This window comes from Colwellia asteriadis (assembly GCF_039523295.1).
Lineage (GTDB): Bacteria > Pseudomonadota > Gammaproteobacteria > Enterobacterales > Alteromonadaceae > Colwellia > Colwellia asteriadis.
This window is the reverse complement of sequence record NZ_BAAAFA010000003.1, coordinates 255,034-270,393: the sequence shown is the minus strand read 5'-3', so window position 1 is coordinate 270,393 and position 15,360 is coordinate 255,034. Positions and strand designations below refer to the sequence as shown.

The following is a 15,360-nucleotide window of genomic DNA, read 5'->3' as shown; positions in this document are numbered from 1 at the left end:
ATGAACGATGAAGCAGAGCATCCGTAAAAATTTGGTTTTCATAATTAACAAACTGGCGTTAGTAGGCTGTTGTTTGTTTTAATTTATGGATAACTAAATGATCACATCAGACACATTAATCTTAAAGTTAACACTCCAAGCTAAACTCCTTGCAAAATTCCTAAATTTACCTGAATCATTTGGTTATGATTTATTAGCAACAACTATCTACCAACATATAGACTTTGAAGATTTATGCGACTCAATAGCTGAATTTAATTATGCATCAAGTTTTGGGGCTTTATCTGAATATCAAAAGTTAAAATACGTATTAATATGTGAAGTGGAAGACAAAGAATTAATTGAAGATCTTCATTTAGAAATAGAACAAATGGCGATTCGACTAGAATCGAAGGCAGTAATAAATATTTCTAAAATTGATCTAATATCAAACCTATTCAAATTATTTGGTCTCGAAAATGAGTCAAAATACATTGTAGATGCCGAGCACATCGAATTGGATTGGCAACTATGTTTTGATTCATTACAAGATCATCAAGCTGTTTTAAGCACTGATCTGTTAATCAATGAAATACCATTCCGTTTTCTAGCAACAAAAGTTTCATTTGATGAGTTCTCTGTTGATAACGTAAAGCATTCACTTCATACGAATCTTACACAATCAGATGACTCAACTGCTAAAACAAACGAAGAAAGAATAAAAATAGATGAACATATAAAATGGGTAGGTGATAGCTGTGACTGCTTATCAAATTTTGAATCAGATACTCCTGACCGAAATCCTTGTTATTTTAAAATAAATAACCAAAACTATCTGGTATATGGTTTCCCATTATCACCGCATTTGTCAATCACTGACATTGGACACGCCTCCAATATTAATATTCGGATAAAAGATACTGAAGAAAAGCAGGTGTTTATTTTAAATTTAGGAAGTGAAAGATTAACTCTTGAGTGCATTTTTCTGAACAAAATCGAGGACGGTGAAAAGTGCTATTCACCGAAAAACCAATGGATTAATGATTCACTTTTATCTCGTAAAGATGCATGTCAATTTCGAATTGTTTTCAATAACTCATATTACCTAATGATCTTGAGACCTTTTGCTCACGTAGATTGGCTGGTGAATGCGTTATGATAAAAACATTCTTAAAAAGCGCAACAGTATTGAGTGTTTTTGATTTCCATAATGATGAGAAAATTTTTCTTGGGGAAATGTTATTCGGTATTGTTCATTCAGATCAAACGTATCTATTTGAGAAAGGGCAAAGGGTAATAACATCAATTATCAAATCTCAAAATAACTTTGAATTCATTACAAAAAGCGATAATTGTTATGTCACTGAAGATAAACCCGAAAGTTTTGAGTTGAGATTATCTGAATTTGTAGTTATGAGACATTTGTTGCTTTCACCTGCTGAAGTAATTGAAGCAAGAGAGAAATTAGAGCGTGAAGATGCAAAACGATTACATTGAACGGTGGTCAAATGATACATAGTCAAAGAGCAATAATGACCTCAGTCGATCATCTCAATGAAAATTTTGAAGTCAAAGTAAATAGGTGCCCAACTGAATTTTAAGATGATTCAGATAGCAGTGTATTATTTTCACTGCCAAAAGATAAATTCAGTGACTATTTTGAAGTTGGTGATTTGATTGAATTCAAAAGCCTGGGTAGTTCCAGCCTAGAAATTGCCAACTTAAGCTGCAAGGTGCTTAGGCCAGCTAAGTTTAAACGCGAGCTAAACTCAATATTGAGGCGGTTAGATGATCATCATCATCCGTTGAAACGATGCATTTTATTAACCGAAGATAGCCTTGTTTTATTGTCTATAGACAAGAACACTGAAGAGTTAATGCTATTAAAGAATCAGCAAAAAATTTAGAGTAATCATGAAAAATTTTGAAGATAAAGTTGTTAAAGTGATCTCTAAACTCACTTGTAATGGTTGTGGCGAACATGCAACTCAAGATGACTACGAATTTCATGAGTTTATAAGTATTGATCATAAATGTGGCTATGGAAGTATTCACGGTGATGGCAATCAAATCAGTATTGATCTCTGCCAGAAGTGCTTTGCTGATATGTGCGGTGATAGTTTAACCGTTATTGAGCCTAATGATGAAAAGCATGATAGTTGTTCACGAATTGATGTAAAAGATATTTTGTCAGCAAATAAAATAAGTAATCAGGAAGAGTTAACGTCTGCGTTAAAGCGGCTTGATCAACTGTGGGATGCTCAACACCTTTCAGAATCTGGAGGTGAGTTTCATCAACTAGTTGACTTGATTACTGCTTTTGAAGGGAAAAGCAGTAATCATATTTTGGAACAGTTTATGCCGCATCAGATGATTTTATGTCGGAGCGTGCAATTACTGTTGGTAAATCTTAACAAAGTGGTATTAACAGTAGTAGGTGTTAACGATTTATATTCTGCCTGCATAACCCTAAAAGGATTAACTATCTAAAGATTTTATGATCCCACATGCTTCAATAGTATTGTTTGAACCACAAGCACTTGCCATCTGTTGTAACTCTGCTTTAAGCGCTCTTAATTCTTTCATGCGCTTATTCACTAATGCGAGTTGCTGATCAATTAATGCATTAACGCTAGAGCAGCTTTCTTCTGGCTTATTTTTTAATTCGATAAGACGTTTAATATCATTGAGTGATATATCTAGGCTGCGACAATGTTTTACGAATTCCAATTGTTTTAGTGCTTTACTATCATACAGCCTAAAATTACCTTCTGAACGGTTTGGATTTAACAGCAATCCTTCTCTTTCATAATATCTAATTGTCTGTATTGAACAACCTGATTTTTTTGAGAACTCGCCTATTTTCATAAAATTCCCTAACAAACTTGACTCTATAGTTACTATAGGATTTATAGTAATAATATACAAGTTAACCGGAGTATAAAATGGCTGAGAAATATTTAAATAATACGAATGTTGTTAATTTTGAACACAAGAATATCCAATCTCTTATTAATAAACGAGGGTGGAAAAATTTGGATGATTTCAACAAAATTGGTGCCGCTTATCAGTTTGTAAAAGATGAGATTCTCTTCGGCTATAATGAAAGCGATGATATTGCAGCAAGCGATGTGCTAGCAGATGGTTATGGGCAATGTAATACTAAGGGTAATCTATTAATGGCACTCTTGCGTGGATTAGGTATCCAGTGTCGTTTCCATGGTTTTACCATTGATCAGCAATTACAAAAAGGTGCCATTCCCAGCTATATATTTTGGCTAGCACCTAAATATATTATCCATAGTTGGGTAGAAGTTTATTTTGATGGGCACTGGATTAATTTAGAGGGCTTTATATTAGATAGGCAATACTTAACCTCACTACAGCAGAAGTTTAACCAAGAAAAAGATGATTTTTGTGGTTATGGTGTTGCGACAAAGTGCTTTTCATCACCAGATACAGATTGGCGTGGAGAGGATACCTATATTCAAAAAGAAGGTATCCATGACAACTTTGGACTTTATAATTCCCCTGATGAATTTTACCTAGAAAAAGGCACAAATTTATCAGGAGTAAAACGTTGGTTGTATCAACGCGTGATCCGTCATTTGATTAATATGAATGTATCAAAAATTAGAAATACAAAAGCACTGGAGGTACAAAATGCACAACCATAGTCACAGTCACCATCATGAAAAAAACGACCGCATTGGTTGGGCGTTTTTTCTTAATGTGATATTTACTATTATTGAATTTATTGGCGGTTGGCTAACCAACAGTACCGCGATAATGGCTGATGCAGTTCACGATCTTGGTGATAGTCTTTCAATAGGTTTTGCGTGGATTTTAAGTCGTTTTTCAGATAAAGAAGCATCAGACAAATTCAGTTATGGTTATCGCCGACTTACACTTTTTGGTGCATTGGTAAATAGTATCGTTTTGATTATTGGTTCTATTTGGGTTTTATTTGAAGCAATACCGAGGTTGTCCAATCCTGAAATGCCTGTAGTTGAGGGGATGCTGGGACTTGCCATACTCGGTGTTGTCGTTAACGGATATGCGGTATTTAAATTAAAAGCGGGTGAAACACTAAATGAAAAAGTGCTGACATGGCATCTACTTGAAGATGTACTTGGCTGGGTTGCTGTTCTTATTGTTTCTGTCGTACTTTTTTTTGTTGAACTGCCAATTTTAGACCCTTTATTATCAATTGGCTTCACGCTATTTATCTTATTTAACGTTTTTAGAAACTTGAAATCAACGTTGGTACTTTTTCTTCAAGCGGCACCAGAAAAAGAGACCCAAGAACGTATTAAACAATCATTAATGGAATTTCCAGAAGTTAATGGTATCCATCACATGCACTTTTGGTCACTAGATGGTGAAAGTCACGTTTTAACAGCTCATCTTGAGCTGAGTGACAACTTTGAAGTTGAAAACTTAATTAGACTTAAACAAGAAGTTGCAACTAAATTAGCTTCCTATCATTTATCGCATACGACGATAGAGTTTGAGTTTTTAAATGAAAGTTGCCGAGACGATGCGAATTAAACTTTAAAAGTTGAAATAAAAAAGATTAAATATAAAAGCAGCTTAAACATAAATTAAGCTGCTTTTGGGGCATTAAATTTCGTCAGATTGCTGTTTACTAATCTCTGAGCCATGCGCCCACTGATATAAAACAGGTAATACAAACAAAGTTAAAATGGTAGAAGATACAATACCGCCGATAACAACTGTTGCTAGTGGTCGTTGTACTTCTGCTCCAATTCCAGTGTTTAGCGCCATTGGAATAAAACCTAAACTTGCAACTAGTGCCGTCATTAAAATAGGTCTTAAACGAATGATGGCACCTTCAATGATCGCTAAGTAAAGATCGCCTTTTTCATGCCAAAGGTCTCGAATAAAAGCCAACATAACCAAGCCATTTAATACGGCAACACCTGACAATGCAATGAAGCCGACACCTGCCGAAATAGATAAAGGCATGTCTCTTAAATAAAGAGAGAATACGCCCCCAGTTAATGCTAAAGGCACGCCACTGAAAATGATCAATGCATCTTTTAATGAACCAAATGCAATAACCAAAATACCTAAGATAACAACTAATGTGATCGGCACAACTAAGCTTAATCTTTTACTCGCTGACTCTAGTTGTTCAAACGTTCCGCCATAATCAAGCCAGTATCCTGCTGGGATTTCTCCTTCCTGATTAATTTTAGCTTTCACTTCTTTGACAAAACCGCCTAAATCTCTACCACGTACATTGACGGTAACCACAACTCTTCTTTTTCCGTTCTCACGGCTAATTTGAGCAGGTAAATACTCTGATTTAAGCTCTGCAACTTCTTCAAGTGGCACATAGTTACCATTCTCAAGTGGAAGCGGCAGATACTTCAAGCCATCGATATCCGTTCTTATTTGCTCTGGTAAACGAACAACTAACTCAAACCGTCTGTCACCTTCATAAATGATCCCCGCAGATTCACCGCCTATTGCTGTGGCAACCCAGTCTTGCAGTTCAGTAACACTCAAACCATACCTACCAAGCGCTTCGCGTTTAGGGATTACCGATAAAGATGGAACACCTGTGACTTGTTCCATTCGGGCATCTGCTGCACCATCGACGGTTTTCACAATATTTAGAATATCTTTTGCGGTCAGTAATAACCGATCCAAATCATCGCCAAATACTTTGATACCTACGTCTGCTCTAACACCTGAAATCAATTCATTGAAACGCATTTGAATAGGTTGAGTGAATTCATAGTTGTTGCCAGGAATGTTTTTCAATACCTCTTCCATTTCTTCAACTAATTCACTCTTCGGTTTTGAAGGTTCATTCCAATCTTTGCGTGGTTTTAATATAACAAAGATATCAGCAATACTCGGTGGCATTGGGTCAGTCGCAACTTCTGGAGTACCGATGCGCGAAAATACTTTATCAACCTCAGGAAATGCTTTAATACGTTTTTCAAGTACTTCTTGCATTTCTACTGATTGCTCTAGGCCAGTCGAAGGAATTCTTAACGCCTGTAGTGCAATATCACCTTCATTTAATTGTGGAACAAATTCTGTCCCAAGCGTAGTTGCTAACCAAAGGCTATACCCCATTAACAGCGTTGCAAATGAAACAATAATCCAACGAAATTTCATTGCCATAATTAGCAATGGTTTATAGATAGACTTGGTTGAACGAATAACAACACTTTCTTTTTCGCTGATTTTACCTTTCATAAATATCGCAACAGCAGCAGGAACCAGTGTAACTGAAAGGATCATGGCTGATATTAACGCCATTACGACAGTTGCCGCCATAGGATGAAACATTTTCCCTTCAACACCAGTTAGGGTGAAAATGGGTATGTATACCACTGTGATAATGGCTACACCAAACAGGCTTGGACGTATGACTTCTGAAGTGGCTTCAAAAACAGTATTTAGTCGTTCCCTTAGGTCTTGCCTATGACCGTTGTGTTGCGCCTCAGCTAACCGACGAACAGAGTTTTCAACGATGATGACAGCCCCGTCCACTATCAAACCAAAGTCCAATGCACCGAGGCTCATTAAATTGGCAGATACTCCTGCTTGTACCATACCTGTAATTGTCATTAACATTGATAGTGGTATTACGGCGGCTGTTATTAATGCGGCGCGTAAATTTCCAAGCAACAAGAAAAGTACAACGATAACAAATAGCGCACCTTCAACGAGATTTTTGGTAACGGTTGCAATCGCTTTATCTACTAAAGTTGTTCTATCGTAAACAGGCTCGGCGGTAATACCCTTTGGCAGAGATTTTTGTATTTCGCTGAGCTTCTGTTCCACTTCTAAAGCAACGGTGCGAGAATTCTCACCAATCAGCATCATGGTTGTACCAAGCACTGTCTCAATGCCATTACGAGTAGCAGCCCCTGTTCTAAGTTCTTTTCCTATAGCAACATTGGCAACATCACTTATTTTTACAGGAATACCATCGTTCTTTTTGATGATGACATTGAGGATTTCATCTATTGACGCAAGTTGCCCAATGGAGCGCACCAACACTTGTTGTCCGTTTTGCTCTATATAACCCGCGCCACGGTTATCATTGTTTTTACGCAATGCATCAGATATTTCTTCAAAGCTTACACGATGAAAAAGTAATTTTTCAGGTTTCGGCGTGATGTGATATTGCTTGTTGTAGCCGCCGATGCTGTTGACCTCAATGACGCCTTTAACTTGAGCCAATTGCGGTTTAATGATCCAGTCTTGAATTTCCCTCAGGGCAATAGCGGTATAAGGTTCTCCATTAGACATTTTAGCGTCAGGAGAAGCTTGCAGTGTATACATAAATATTTCGCCAAGCCCTGTAGAAATAGGACCCATTTCTGGCTCTAAGCCAGAGGGAATAACGCCTTTTATCGCAGCTAGTCTGGCATTGATTAAGTTGCGTGCGAAATAAATATCTGTTCCCTCTTCAAAAATAACGGTTACTTGGGATAAACCATATCTTGACAGGGAACGGGTGTGAGACAGTTTTGGTAGTCCAGCTAACGCGGTTTCTACAGGAAAGGTTACCCTTTGCTCTGCTTCTAAAGGTGAATAACCGGGAGCAGAAGTATTTATTTGTACCTGTACGTTTGTTATATCTGGAACTGCATCAATGGGAAGTTTTTGATAACTCCACATACCAACGCCGATGATTACCATCAGCAAGCTTAATACTAAGTAGCGCCTATTTATTGCAAGACGCAAAATTGATTCAATCATATTGCGTCTCCTAATCGTCGTCTTCTACTTCAGATTTCAATATATCTGCTTTAATCAGATAACTGTTTTTGTTTACATATTCAGCGTCTTTACTGAGGCCATCAATGACCTCGATATAGTTTTTGTCTGAACGACCGAGGACAAGTGGTGCAAACTCATACTCTTCATCTTCTTTTACAAAGACACCAAATTGTCCTCCCAGTTCTTGGATAGCAACTTTCTCAACGGCTAAATCCACCTTGAATTGATTTATTTTGACGTTGCCTTTTAATAATTGACCTGACGTTAGCTTTAACTCAGTGTTGTTTAAACGTACACGTGCTAAAACATAAGACTGATCTTTAGCTGGAATTATATTGGTGATGGTTGAGTTGAATGCCTGTTCACCATGCTCAATATCAACAGGTTGACCGACTTTAATTTGATTATATTGGCTGGTAAACACCTTAAATTCAGCCCACAAGGTGTCAAAATTGACGATTTCAAACAAGCTAGTGTTTTGCGTGATACCGCCAATATTTCCATTTCGCTGTAAAACAGTCCCAGAAACAGGCGATGTTATTTTATAAGTATTTAAGCTCTCATTAGATTCAATAACGGCTAATAGATCGCCTTTTTTTACCGTATCACCAACAGTGGAGTTTATTGTCTTTATAACGCCGTTATATCTAGCGCCAACTTGAAATAATTGTTCAGCGCCTATCGTCGTAGAGCCGTATACAGGGATAGTTTGGTTCAACGTTTTTGAAGCTAAATAGGCTGTTTCAACACCAACCTTTTTTGCCATGTTATTGTCGATTTTGCTTATGCCTTCTTCGCCTTCATGTTCATCTTCACTAGCGAAAACACTTTGAATGGGTGACAAATACCCAATAAAAATCAATAGTGCGAGTAAATAGTTTTTCATTTTTAATTCCTAAACGATTCAGTTAATAACTGAATCAATAAATTGTTATTAAGCTTAAAGTGATGCTTTTTTTAGAGTGACAGCGCTTCGTTTGTTAGTTTTTCTATCTCTGCGCCATAAATTAGGGCAGCAGATGCCGCATCAATGAGGGTTCGCCGAGCATTTAACAGCTCTTGTCTAGCCGATACATAATCAAGATATCCATATCGACCTTTTTGATAGGCGTCTTGAGTATCTTCCAGTGCATCTTCAAGCATTGGGATAACCGACTGCTTTAATGAATTAGCTGTTAATATGGCTTGTTTTCTATTGGAGTATGCTCGTAGTAAGTGATTTCTAAACCTCAACTTAGTCGCCTCTTTCTCTATGGCAACTTGATCACGCTCTGCTAAGGCACTAGCGATTGCGCCAGAATTTCGCTTTTCAGCAAACAAAGGTAAGCTAAAACCAGCGACCAGTGCCGTATCATTGGCTTCTTGAGAGCGCCTAACACCAACAGACCATTTGATATTGGCCGTTGACTCTGTTTTAGCCAACTGTAATTCGGCCTCTTTTAGTCGCTGCTCACTTGCATAAACTTGAATAGCAGGGTTTTTCTCTAATTTCGCAAAGAGACTACTAAAATCACTATCATTACCAAACTGAAACAGATCACCTTTTACTTCAGAGAAGGTTACAGAGTTTTCCCCCCAGTAGGCTGCTAATGAGAGCTTCAAATATTCCAAGCGCTTTTGTTCAGATTGAAGGGTGAGGTTAGCCTGAGCAATAACCGCTTTTGATCGTTTCACTTCCGCCTCAGGAGTAGCACCTGCGCGGTTACGCTGAGATACAATCTCTAACGTTTCTTGTGCTAAGCTCAAAGCATTCCCCGCTAGCAAGACTCTTTGTTGGGCTGCAAGTACTTCCACGTACTTCTCAGTGACTTGAGCCATTAAGTTAAGCGCAGAGACTTCTTTCTCAGCATTGAGTAGTGCTCTTGATTTTGAAACAAGTCCAATTCGCGCTGAGCGTTTATCTCCCATTTCGATAACCGAAGATAGAGCGACTGTTAATTCAGCACTGTCGAATGCATTAAATTCACCTGAGCCTGCAAAGTTCTCAGCTTCAATTTCTAGTTCATAAGCGGGATTTAAACTTGCTGTTTGTTCTTGTCCTGTTAATGCCGTTTGCTTGAAATCAAATGTTTTAAGTTCTGGATTTTGTTTAAGCGTCCACTGAATTGCCTCTTGAAGGTTTAACTGCTTTTCAAAGGCATAGACATTAAATGTAAAAAGTGACAAAGCGAGAAACGCGATATATTTAAGCCGAGGTGTTACACACCTCAATATTGCTATCTTGCGATGCACACAGGTATTAAGTGCCATGTATACTTTCCTATAAATTTATATGTGATATTTAGGTCATTAACATTTGACCTTTCTTAATTTTCTATAAAATTTAGGCGTATTTAGGTGGGCGAAATGGCACCGAGATATAGCCTTTTAGCTCAGGAGACACTAAGGAGTAGGTAAGGAAGTGATCTGTTGCTTGTAAAATATTACAAGAAGAATCTGCATTTAAAAATAATTGACAACAGCAACAAAAATTACAATTATCAACTGAAGTGTTGTTATTGCTAACCTTTATTAAACTGGAGTCTTCTGGAGCTTTTACCGGGGTAATAGGCTCAGTTAGTGATGTATTAAAAGAACTTTCAATTAGGCTACCTTCAAGCTCTTCTAGCGAAAAAAACACAGACTGCACCACGATTAAAATCATTATCACGTATGATATATGTGGTTTTAAATATGATGGGCGCATTAGGTTCATTACTCTCTATTTAATACTTTAGCTGTAAGATACGGCGAGCACCGTTTAAAACGACAAGAGCAATTATCAAACCAATAACTAAATCTGGATAACGGCTGCTTGTTACTGTAACTAATAAACCAGCTAAGATTACGCCAACGTTTGCGATAACGTCATTTGCGGAAAAAATCCAACTCGCTTTCATATGAGCGCCGTCTTCTTTATTGCCAAATATTAAAAACAGACAAGCAATGTTAGCAATTAGCGCTATTCCACCAAATATCATCATTAAAGATGACATAGGCTCACTACCATAAATAAAGCGTCTTACGACTTCACTCAAAGCACCTAGCGCTAGAATAATTTGAAGCACACCAGATATATGTGCTGCTCTATGTTTCATGCTGATACTTTTACCGACAGCATATATAGCCAAACCATACACCGCAGCATCAGCAAACATATCTAATGAGTCGGCAATAAGGCCAGCAGACTGCGCAATAATCCCGGCAATTATCTCTACAAAAAACATGATTCCGTTAATAGCCAGCAACCATTTTAGTGTTGATGCTTCTTTCATCTCATTTTTTTGGGCTAAATCTTTTGCTTTTTCAGCTTCAATACTGCAACTTTTTTTTGTTGATTCTAATTGAGAGCCTAAATTTAGTGATTGGAGTTTATTTGTGATCTCTTCTAAATTGTCATCATGGAAAACTTTAACCAATCGATTAGGGATATCAAATTGCAACCCAACGGAAGGCTTAATAGAGTCAAGCGCTAACCTAATCAATCTCTCTTCTGAAGGACAGTCCATTTGAGGCACTTTATATGTACTGACAAACGCACCACTATAGTTATCTAATTGTGTATCAATTTTTAAGTCTCCGTTGATAGGAGATGATTGACACTGACCACTACATTTTTCTGACATATTTAACATTCCGAAACAATATTAAAATAAGTATAAAATCTATAGTGGCTATAGAGTCAATAGGTTTGATACTCTTTATTGGTGTGTTTTCAACATTAAGTATTTATTAGGACGATTTAACTTCTCTAATAAAATTCTAACTTTAAGAGTAGCTCAGTAAAATAGCTGCTCTTAATTAAGTTAGTGGTGATGCTCAATGAATGATTATTAACTATTGTGTAAATTATGAGGCTTTGTGATTCCTTGAACGATACATATACAGCGAAAATAATATCAGAATTGTTAGCTGAGCTATTATACCTTGCCATGTTGATCCGACACCTATCCAATCAATTTCCACCGTAATTGGCAATGGAGAGATTCCAATAACGCCAGCCTCTTGAAGAGCTGAGATGGATTTACCCATTAATATGAATGATAGAACTAAAAGCAAGTAAGTTGTTGTTGAAAAGAAACGGGCAATTGGCAATTTTACAGAATATTTAAACATTCCCCATGCAATAATTGATAACACAGCTATCCCGAATAAAAATCCACCGATAACAAATGAGTATTGAGTCGTTGATGCTTGTGTTAACAGTGATTGATAGAATAAAACCGTTTCAAAAACCTCTCGGTAAACAGCGATAAATGAGAGCACGGTTAATCCCCAAAGTGTACCTGCCTCTAATTGTGTATTAATGTGCTTTTGAATGTATGCCTGCCAATGTTCAGCATTCGTTTTGCTATGCATCCAAATCCCTACATAGAATAACATCACCGCTGCAAGCATTGCAGCAATACCTTCCATGACTTCACGACTCGCACCACTGATACTGATCATTGACTGGGCTACCGCCCAAGTAGCAAATCCCGCTAATAGCGCACTCAGCCAACCAAAATGGACATATTTTAAAGCATCATGACGTTTAGTTCGGATTAACACTGTTATTAAAGCCAGTACAACCAGTAACGCTTCTAAACCTTCTCTGAGCAAAATAACTAAGCTTGCAGTAAAAAGAGCCTCGTTTGATAGAGTGGTTTCTATCAGAAGTTCTTCTGCGTTATTGAGTTGTCTCACAGTAACTTCCATAAGGCTTTCAAGTTGATTAACCTGTTGCGCGTTACTTAAAGCTTGGCGAAGCTTAATCAAGTTTCCTTCGATACTTTTACGTAAATTTGTGTCTCGTGCATCCAAACTATTTTCAATTAATTCAAAACCATCTAGATAAGCACTCACAGCAAGTGTTTTGGCCTTCTCATACTCTTCATTTTTATACGCAATGCTTGCGGCAGCTAATTGAGTTTTGGTTATAGCTAAAGGACTACTTTGATTGGTAAACAATAATTTTGGATCGGCTCTTAACCCTTCAATTTCATTTTTCTTTAACCCGTCAGTTTCTGTAGATAATTTTAATGGACTATAATTTATCCAGTTTTGTAATGAAATTGATTGTGATGGTTTTGTTAATTCACTTGATGATTTAAATGCCAAACCACCTACATAAAATGCAAGGGACCATTTCTGCTGTTCTTTTAATTGTGTAAATGCAGGCATGGCAGTGTCATCAAGCCCATTAGATATAGCATCAAATAAGCCTAAAAGTGAACGGTTTTCTGCACGTGTTTTATCGGTAAAATCGGTAGGAGCAGGCTCTAATCCCGATGCTAAAACACCATTTCCTTGACCTGAAATACCATGACAACTCGCACAGTTATTTTCAAATAAAGAAAACGTCGCTTCTTTAGAAGTTAACCTTTTAGGGAGAGGTAGCTCTGGCATCATAGCCAATAATGAAATTCGTAACTCAGATGTAATTTTCCTGACAATATTTGCATTTTGCTTAGTTGAAATAGCTGTTTGTAAAGCTAATGCTTTCTCATTGAGTGAACGCATATAATTATTATTAATTGACGTTTTTTCAACTATCAACTTGGAGAATTCAAGCATTTCTTGATATTCATCATCGTTAATAATTTGGCCGTCCTTAATAGCCGACTCATAATCAACACCTACATATTCTGCTAATTGTATAATTTGTCGATGCTGCGAAAACTCTTCCAAATTAGAAGCTATACAAAATTTTGAAAAAAATGCTGTGACTAGCAAGATCAAATAAGCTAGCGGCTTTAAATAGTTATAGTATTGGTTTTCCTGTTTTACTTTTGGGGAAAAGGGCATAAAATGAGTTCCACAGATCAAATCTAAATGATATTTATTATCATATTGTAAAATCTATAGTGGCTATAGAGTCAAATGAAAAAATTATTTTAAGTGAAAAGCCTGAAACTTAAGGAAACATCTAGTTTAAGTGAATTGTTTCTGCTAGTATTTTAAATACTATATTTAACAGGTAATAACTTTGAATCTAAATGTTGTGCTAAAAATGCTCTTAGTCGTTTCGATTGTTTTACAATCGTTAACTGCTGTCGCATCCTCAACATCTGAGAATCACCAAATTGATATAGAACATCTTCAAACTCAACATGATCATGCAGATGATCGAAATGTATCAAATGATAATGTAGATGATGAACAGCATAATGAAAAAGATTGTCACCACTGTGGTCATTGCAGTGGCAGCCACTTATCTTGGATTTTAGTTAATAGTTCAAATGCCACGGGCAAACTAAACATTTTCAATAAAACGCCTTATCAAATTGATCAAACAAATACTTTCCTTGAAGCGATACTTCGCCCACCCATTTCTTAATTTGACTGATTTTTAATGACCTATTTGTCCATGAAAAGGATTAAGGGTTCGTGTTTATAAATTAAAAAATTAAGAAGTTTTATGTATATATTTTTAAAAAATGCAGGTTTAGTCCTGTCATTATGTATGGCTGTGAGTTTTTCAGTTGCCAGTTATGGCAAAGAGAAAAGTATTTCATGGCTTGATAGTCAAATAAATAAAGATCCCGAAGTTGTTGCGGCTAAAGAGTTACTTAATGCAAGTAGTCATAGAGCAAAAAGCTTAACTCAAGCCGTATATAACCCAGAGCTTGAAGCAAGCTATGAAAAAGAAGGTGATTTTGATAATTACTCTATTGGTATCAGTCAAACGATTGATTTTTGGGATAAGCAATCAGCAAATAAAAGCATTGGTGAAATTGATGTTTATGCAAATCAGCAACAATTGTTATCTTTACTCGATTCTAAAAAGGCTAACGCTTTAACTGCATTAGTTAATTGGCAAGCAGCGAAAAAGGCGGCTCAGTTACTTTCAGAAAGAGAAAATCAATTACAAACGCTCGTTGGAATTGTTGAAGATAAGCGAAAAGCCGGACTTCTAGAGCCACTTGACGCTGAACTGGTCTATTTAAACTTGTCGCAAATTTTTAGTGAAATATCTGAGTCGCAAATTGCTTTGAAAAATGCAGAGGTAAAGGTTCAGGAGTTATTGCCTGATTGGACGCCTAATACTGCCAATTTGTTCTCATTTACTTTTGGAGCAACAAGCTATTCATTTAACTCCCAGTGGGTTGAAGATCATCCAAAAGTTAAACTCGCTAAAGCGCAATGGAAGGGACAACAATCTAAAGCTCAGCTAACCACTATGGAATCTAAAGCTAATCCAACCATTGGAGTTAGCGCAGGGAGAAGTGGAGATGAAGACTTGGTTGGTTTGACTTTCTCAATTCCTTTAAACATCAGAAATAACTATTCAGATACTGTTAAAGCCGCTTATTCAGAAGCAATTGCAGCAGAGGCTAACTTTCGGTCGGTATATCGAAAACAGTCTTTTGAAGCAAAAGCTAATTATGAATCGCTTAATGTAAGTAAAAAATATTATGAGCAATGGCGAAAACTCACACAAGGCAGATTAGATAGCAGCGAAAATTTATTAAATAAGCGCTGGGAAGCTGGTGATATTAATACTTCTGACTACTTACTTGCATTAAATCAACGTGCGGAAGGGCTTCATGCAGGAATACGTTTGGAAAATCAATTCAAGCTTGCAGAAATATCCTTCGTTTTAAGTATGGGTCAGTTATCCAAATTTGAGATTTAAACGTTTTAATT

The 15,360-nt window shown here is 36.8% G+C and carries 14 protein-coding genes; 7 read left to right on the top strand and 7 right to left on the bottom strand.

Translation table 11 applies throughout. From position 1 onward, the window contains the following. Positions 1-97 precede the first annotated feature (97 nt). The 3 genes from ABD005_RS05995 (at position 98) to ABD005_RS05985 (ending at position 2,469) form a co-directional block, all read left to right on the top strand. The gene (locus tag ABD005_RS05995; protein ID WP_343816174.1) at positions 98-1,138 is read left to right on the top strand and encodes a hypothetical protein; all 1,041 of its coding nucleotides are present in this window, start codon (positions 98-100) and stop codon (positions 1,136-1,138) included. After that, positions 1,135-1,476, top strand: coding sequence for a hypothetical protein (locus ABD005_RS05990; protein WP_242285782.1), 342 nt, complete (start codon positions 1,135-1,137; stop codon positions 1,474-1,476). Before ABD005_RS05995 ends, ABD005_RS05990 begins: the two co-directional genes overlap by 4 nt. Before the next feature lie 417 nt (positions 1,477-1,893). Further along, positions 1,894-2,469, top strand: coding sequence for a hypothetical protein (locus ABD005_RS05985; protein ID WP_343816171.1), 576 nt, complete (start codon positions 1,894-1,896; stop codon positions 2,467-2,469). Here ABD005_RS05985 and cadR read toward each other — a convergent pair. Then, positions 2,458-2,847 (bottom strand): Cd(II)/Pb(II)-responsive transcriptional regulator, encoded by a 390-nt coding sequence (gene cadR / locus ABD005_RS05980; protein ID WP_036985255.1) that lies wholly within the window; start codon positions 2,845-2,847, stop codon positions 2,458-2,460. The genes ABD005_RS05985 and cadR overlap by 12 nt on opposite strands. Positions 2,848-2,924: 77 nt before the next feature. Here cadR and ABD005_RS05975 point away from each other — a divergent pair, with 77 nt between their 5' ends. Together ABD005_RS05975 and ABD005_RS05970 are read left to right on the top strand one after the other, a co-directional pair. Further along, positions 2,925-3,656, top strand: coding sequence for a transglutaminase-like domain-containing protein (locus ABD005_RS05975; RefSeq protein WP_303451115.1), 732 nt, complete (start codon positions 2,925-2,927; stop codon positions 3,654-3,656). Then, entirely contained in the window at positions 3,643-4,530 is an 888-nt protein-coding gene (locus tag ABD005_RS05970) for a cation diffusion facilitator family transporter (protein WP_008114333.1), read from the top strand. Before ABD005_RS05975 ends, ABD005_RS05970 begins: the two co-directional genes overlap by 14 nt. Positions 4,531-4,602: 72 nt before the next feature. Here ABD005_RS05970 and ABD005_RS05965 read toward each other — a convergent pair whose 3' ends face one another. The 6 genes from ABD005_RS05965 to ABD005_RS05940 all read right to left on the bottom strand — a co-directional run bounded on the left by ABD005_RS05965 (position 4,603) and on the right by ABD005_RS05940 (position 13,518). After that, entirely contained in the window at positions 4,603-7,731 is a 3,129-nt protein-coding gene (locus ABD005_RS05965) for an efflux RND transporter permease subunit (RefSeq protein WP_303451118.1), read from the bottom strand. Positions 7,732-7,741: 10 nt separating this feature from the next. After that, positions 7,742-8,638, bottom strand: a complete 897-nt coding sequence (locus tag ABD005_RS05960; protein ID WP_303451120.1) for an efflux RND transporter periplasmic adaptor subunit — start codon at positions 8,636-8,638, stop codon at positions 7,742-7,744. 71 nt (positions 8,639-8,709) lie between these two features. Further along, complete coding sequence (locus ABD005_RS05955) at positions 8,710-10,002, bottom strand: TolC family protein (RefSeq protein WP_343816163.1); 1,293 nt, start codon at positions 10,000-10,002, stop codon at positions 8,710-8,712. A gap of 73 nt (positions 10,003-10,075) precedes the next feature. Next, entirely contained in the window at positions 10,076-10,372 is a 297-nt protein-coding gene (locus tag ABD005_RS05950) for a hypothetical protein (RefSeq protein ID WP_343816161.1), read from the bottom strand. Positions 10,373-10,457: 85 nt separating this feature from the next. Continuing rightward, a complete protein-coding gene (locus tag ABD005_RS05945; protein ID WP_343816159.1) occupies positions 10,458-11,357 on the bottom strand; it encodes a cation efflux transmembrane domain-containing protein in 900 nt (299 codons plus the stop codon). Positions 11,358-11,580: 223 nt separating this feature from the next. Further along, a complete protein-coding gene (locus ABD005_RS05940) occupies positions 11,581-13,518 on the bottom strand; it encodes a cytochrome c/FTR1 family iron permease (RefSeq protein ID WP_343816157.1) in 1,938 nt (645 codons plus the stop codon). Between the two features lie 205 nt (positions 13,519-13,723). Here ABD005_RS05940 and ABD005_RS05935 point away from each other — a divergent pair, with 205 nt between their 5' ends. Then, positions 13,724-14,050: a hypothetical protein gene (locus ABD005_RS05935; RefSeq protein ID WP_343816384.1), complete on the top strand. Its 327-nt coding sequence runs from the start codon at positions 13,724-13,726 to the stop codon at positions 14,048-14,050. A gap of 81 nt (positions 14,051-14,131) precedes the next feature. Then, on the top strand, positions 14,132-15,349 hold the full coding sequence (locus ABD005_RS05930; RefSeq protein WP_343816155.1) for a TolC family protein: 1,218 nt from the start codon (positions 14,132-14,134) through the stop codon (positions 15,347-15,349). The last annotated feature ends 11 nt before the right edge of the window (positions 15,350-15,360 follow it).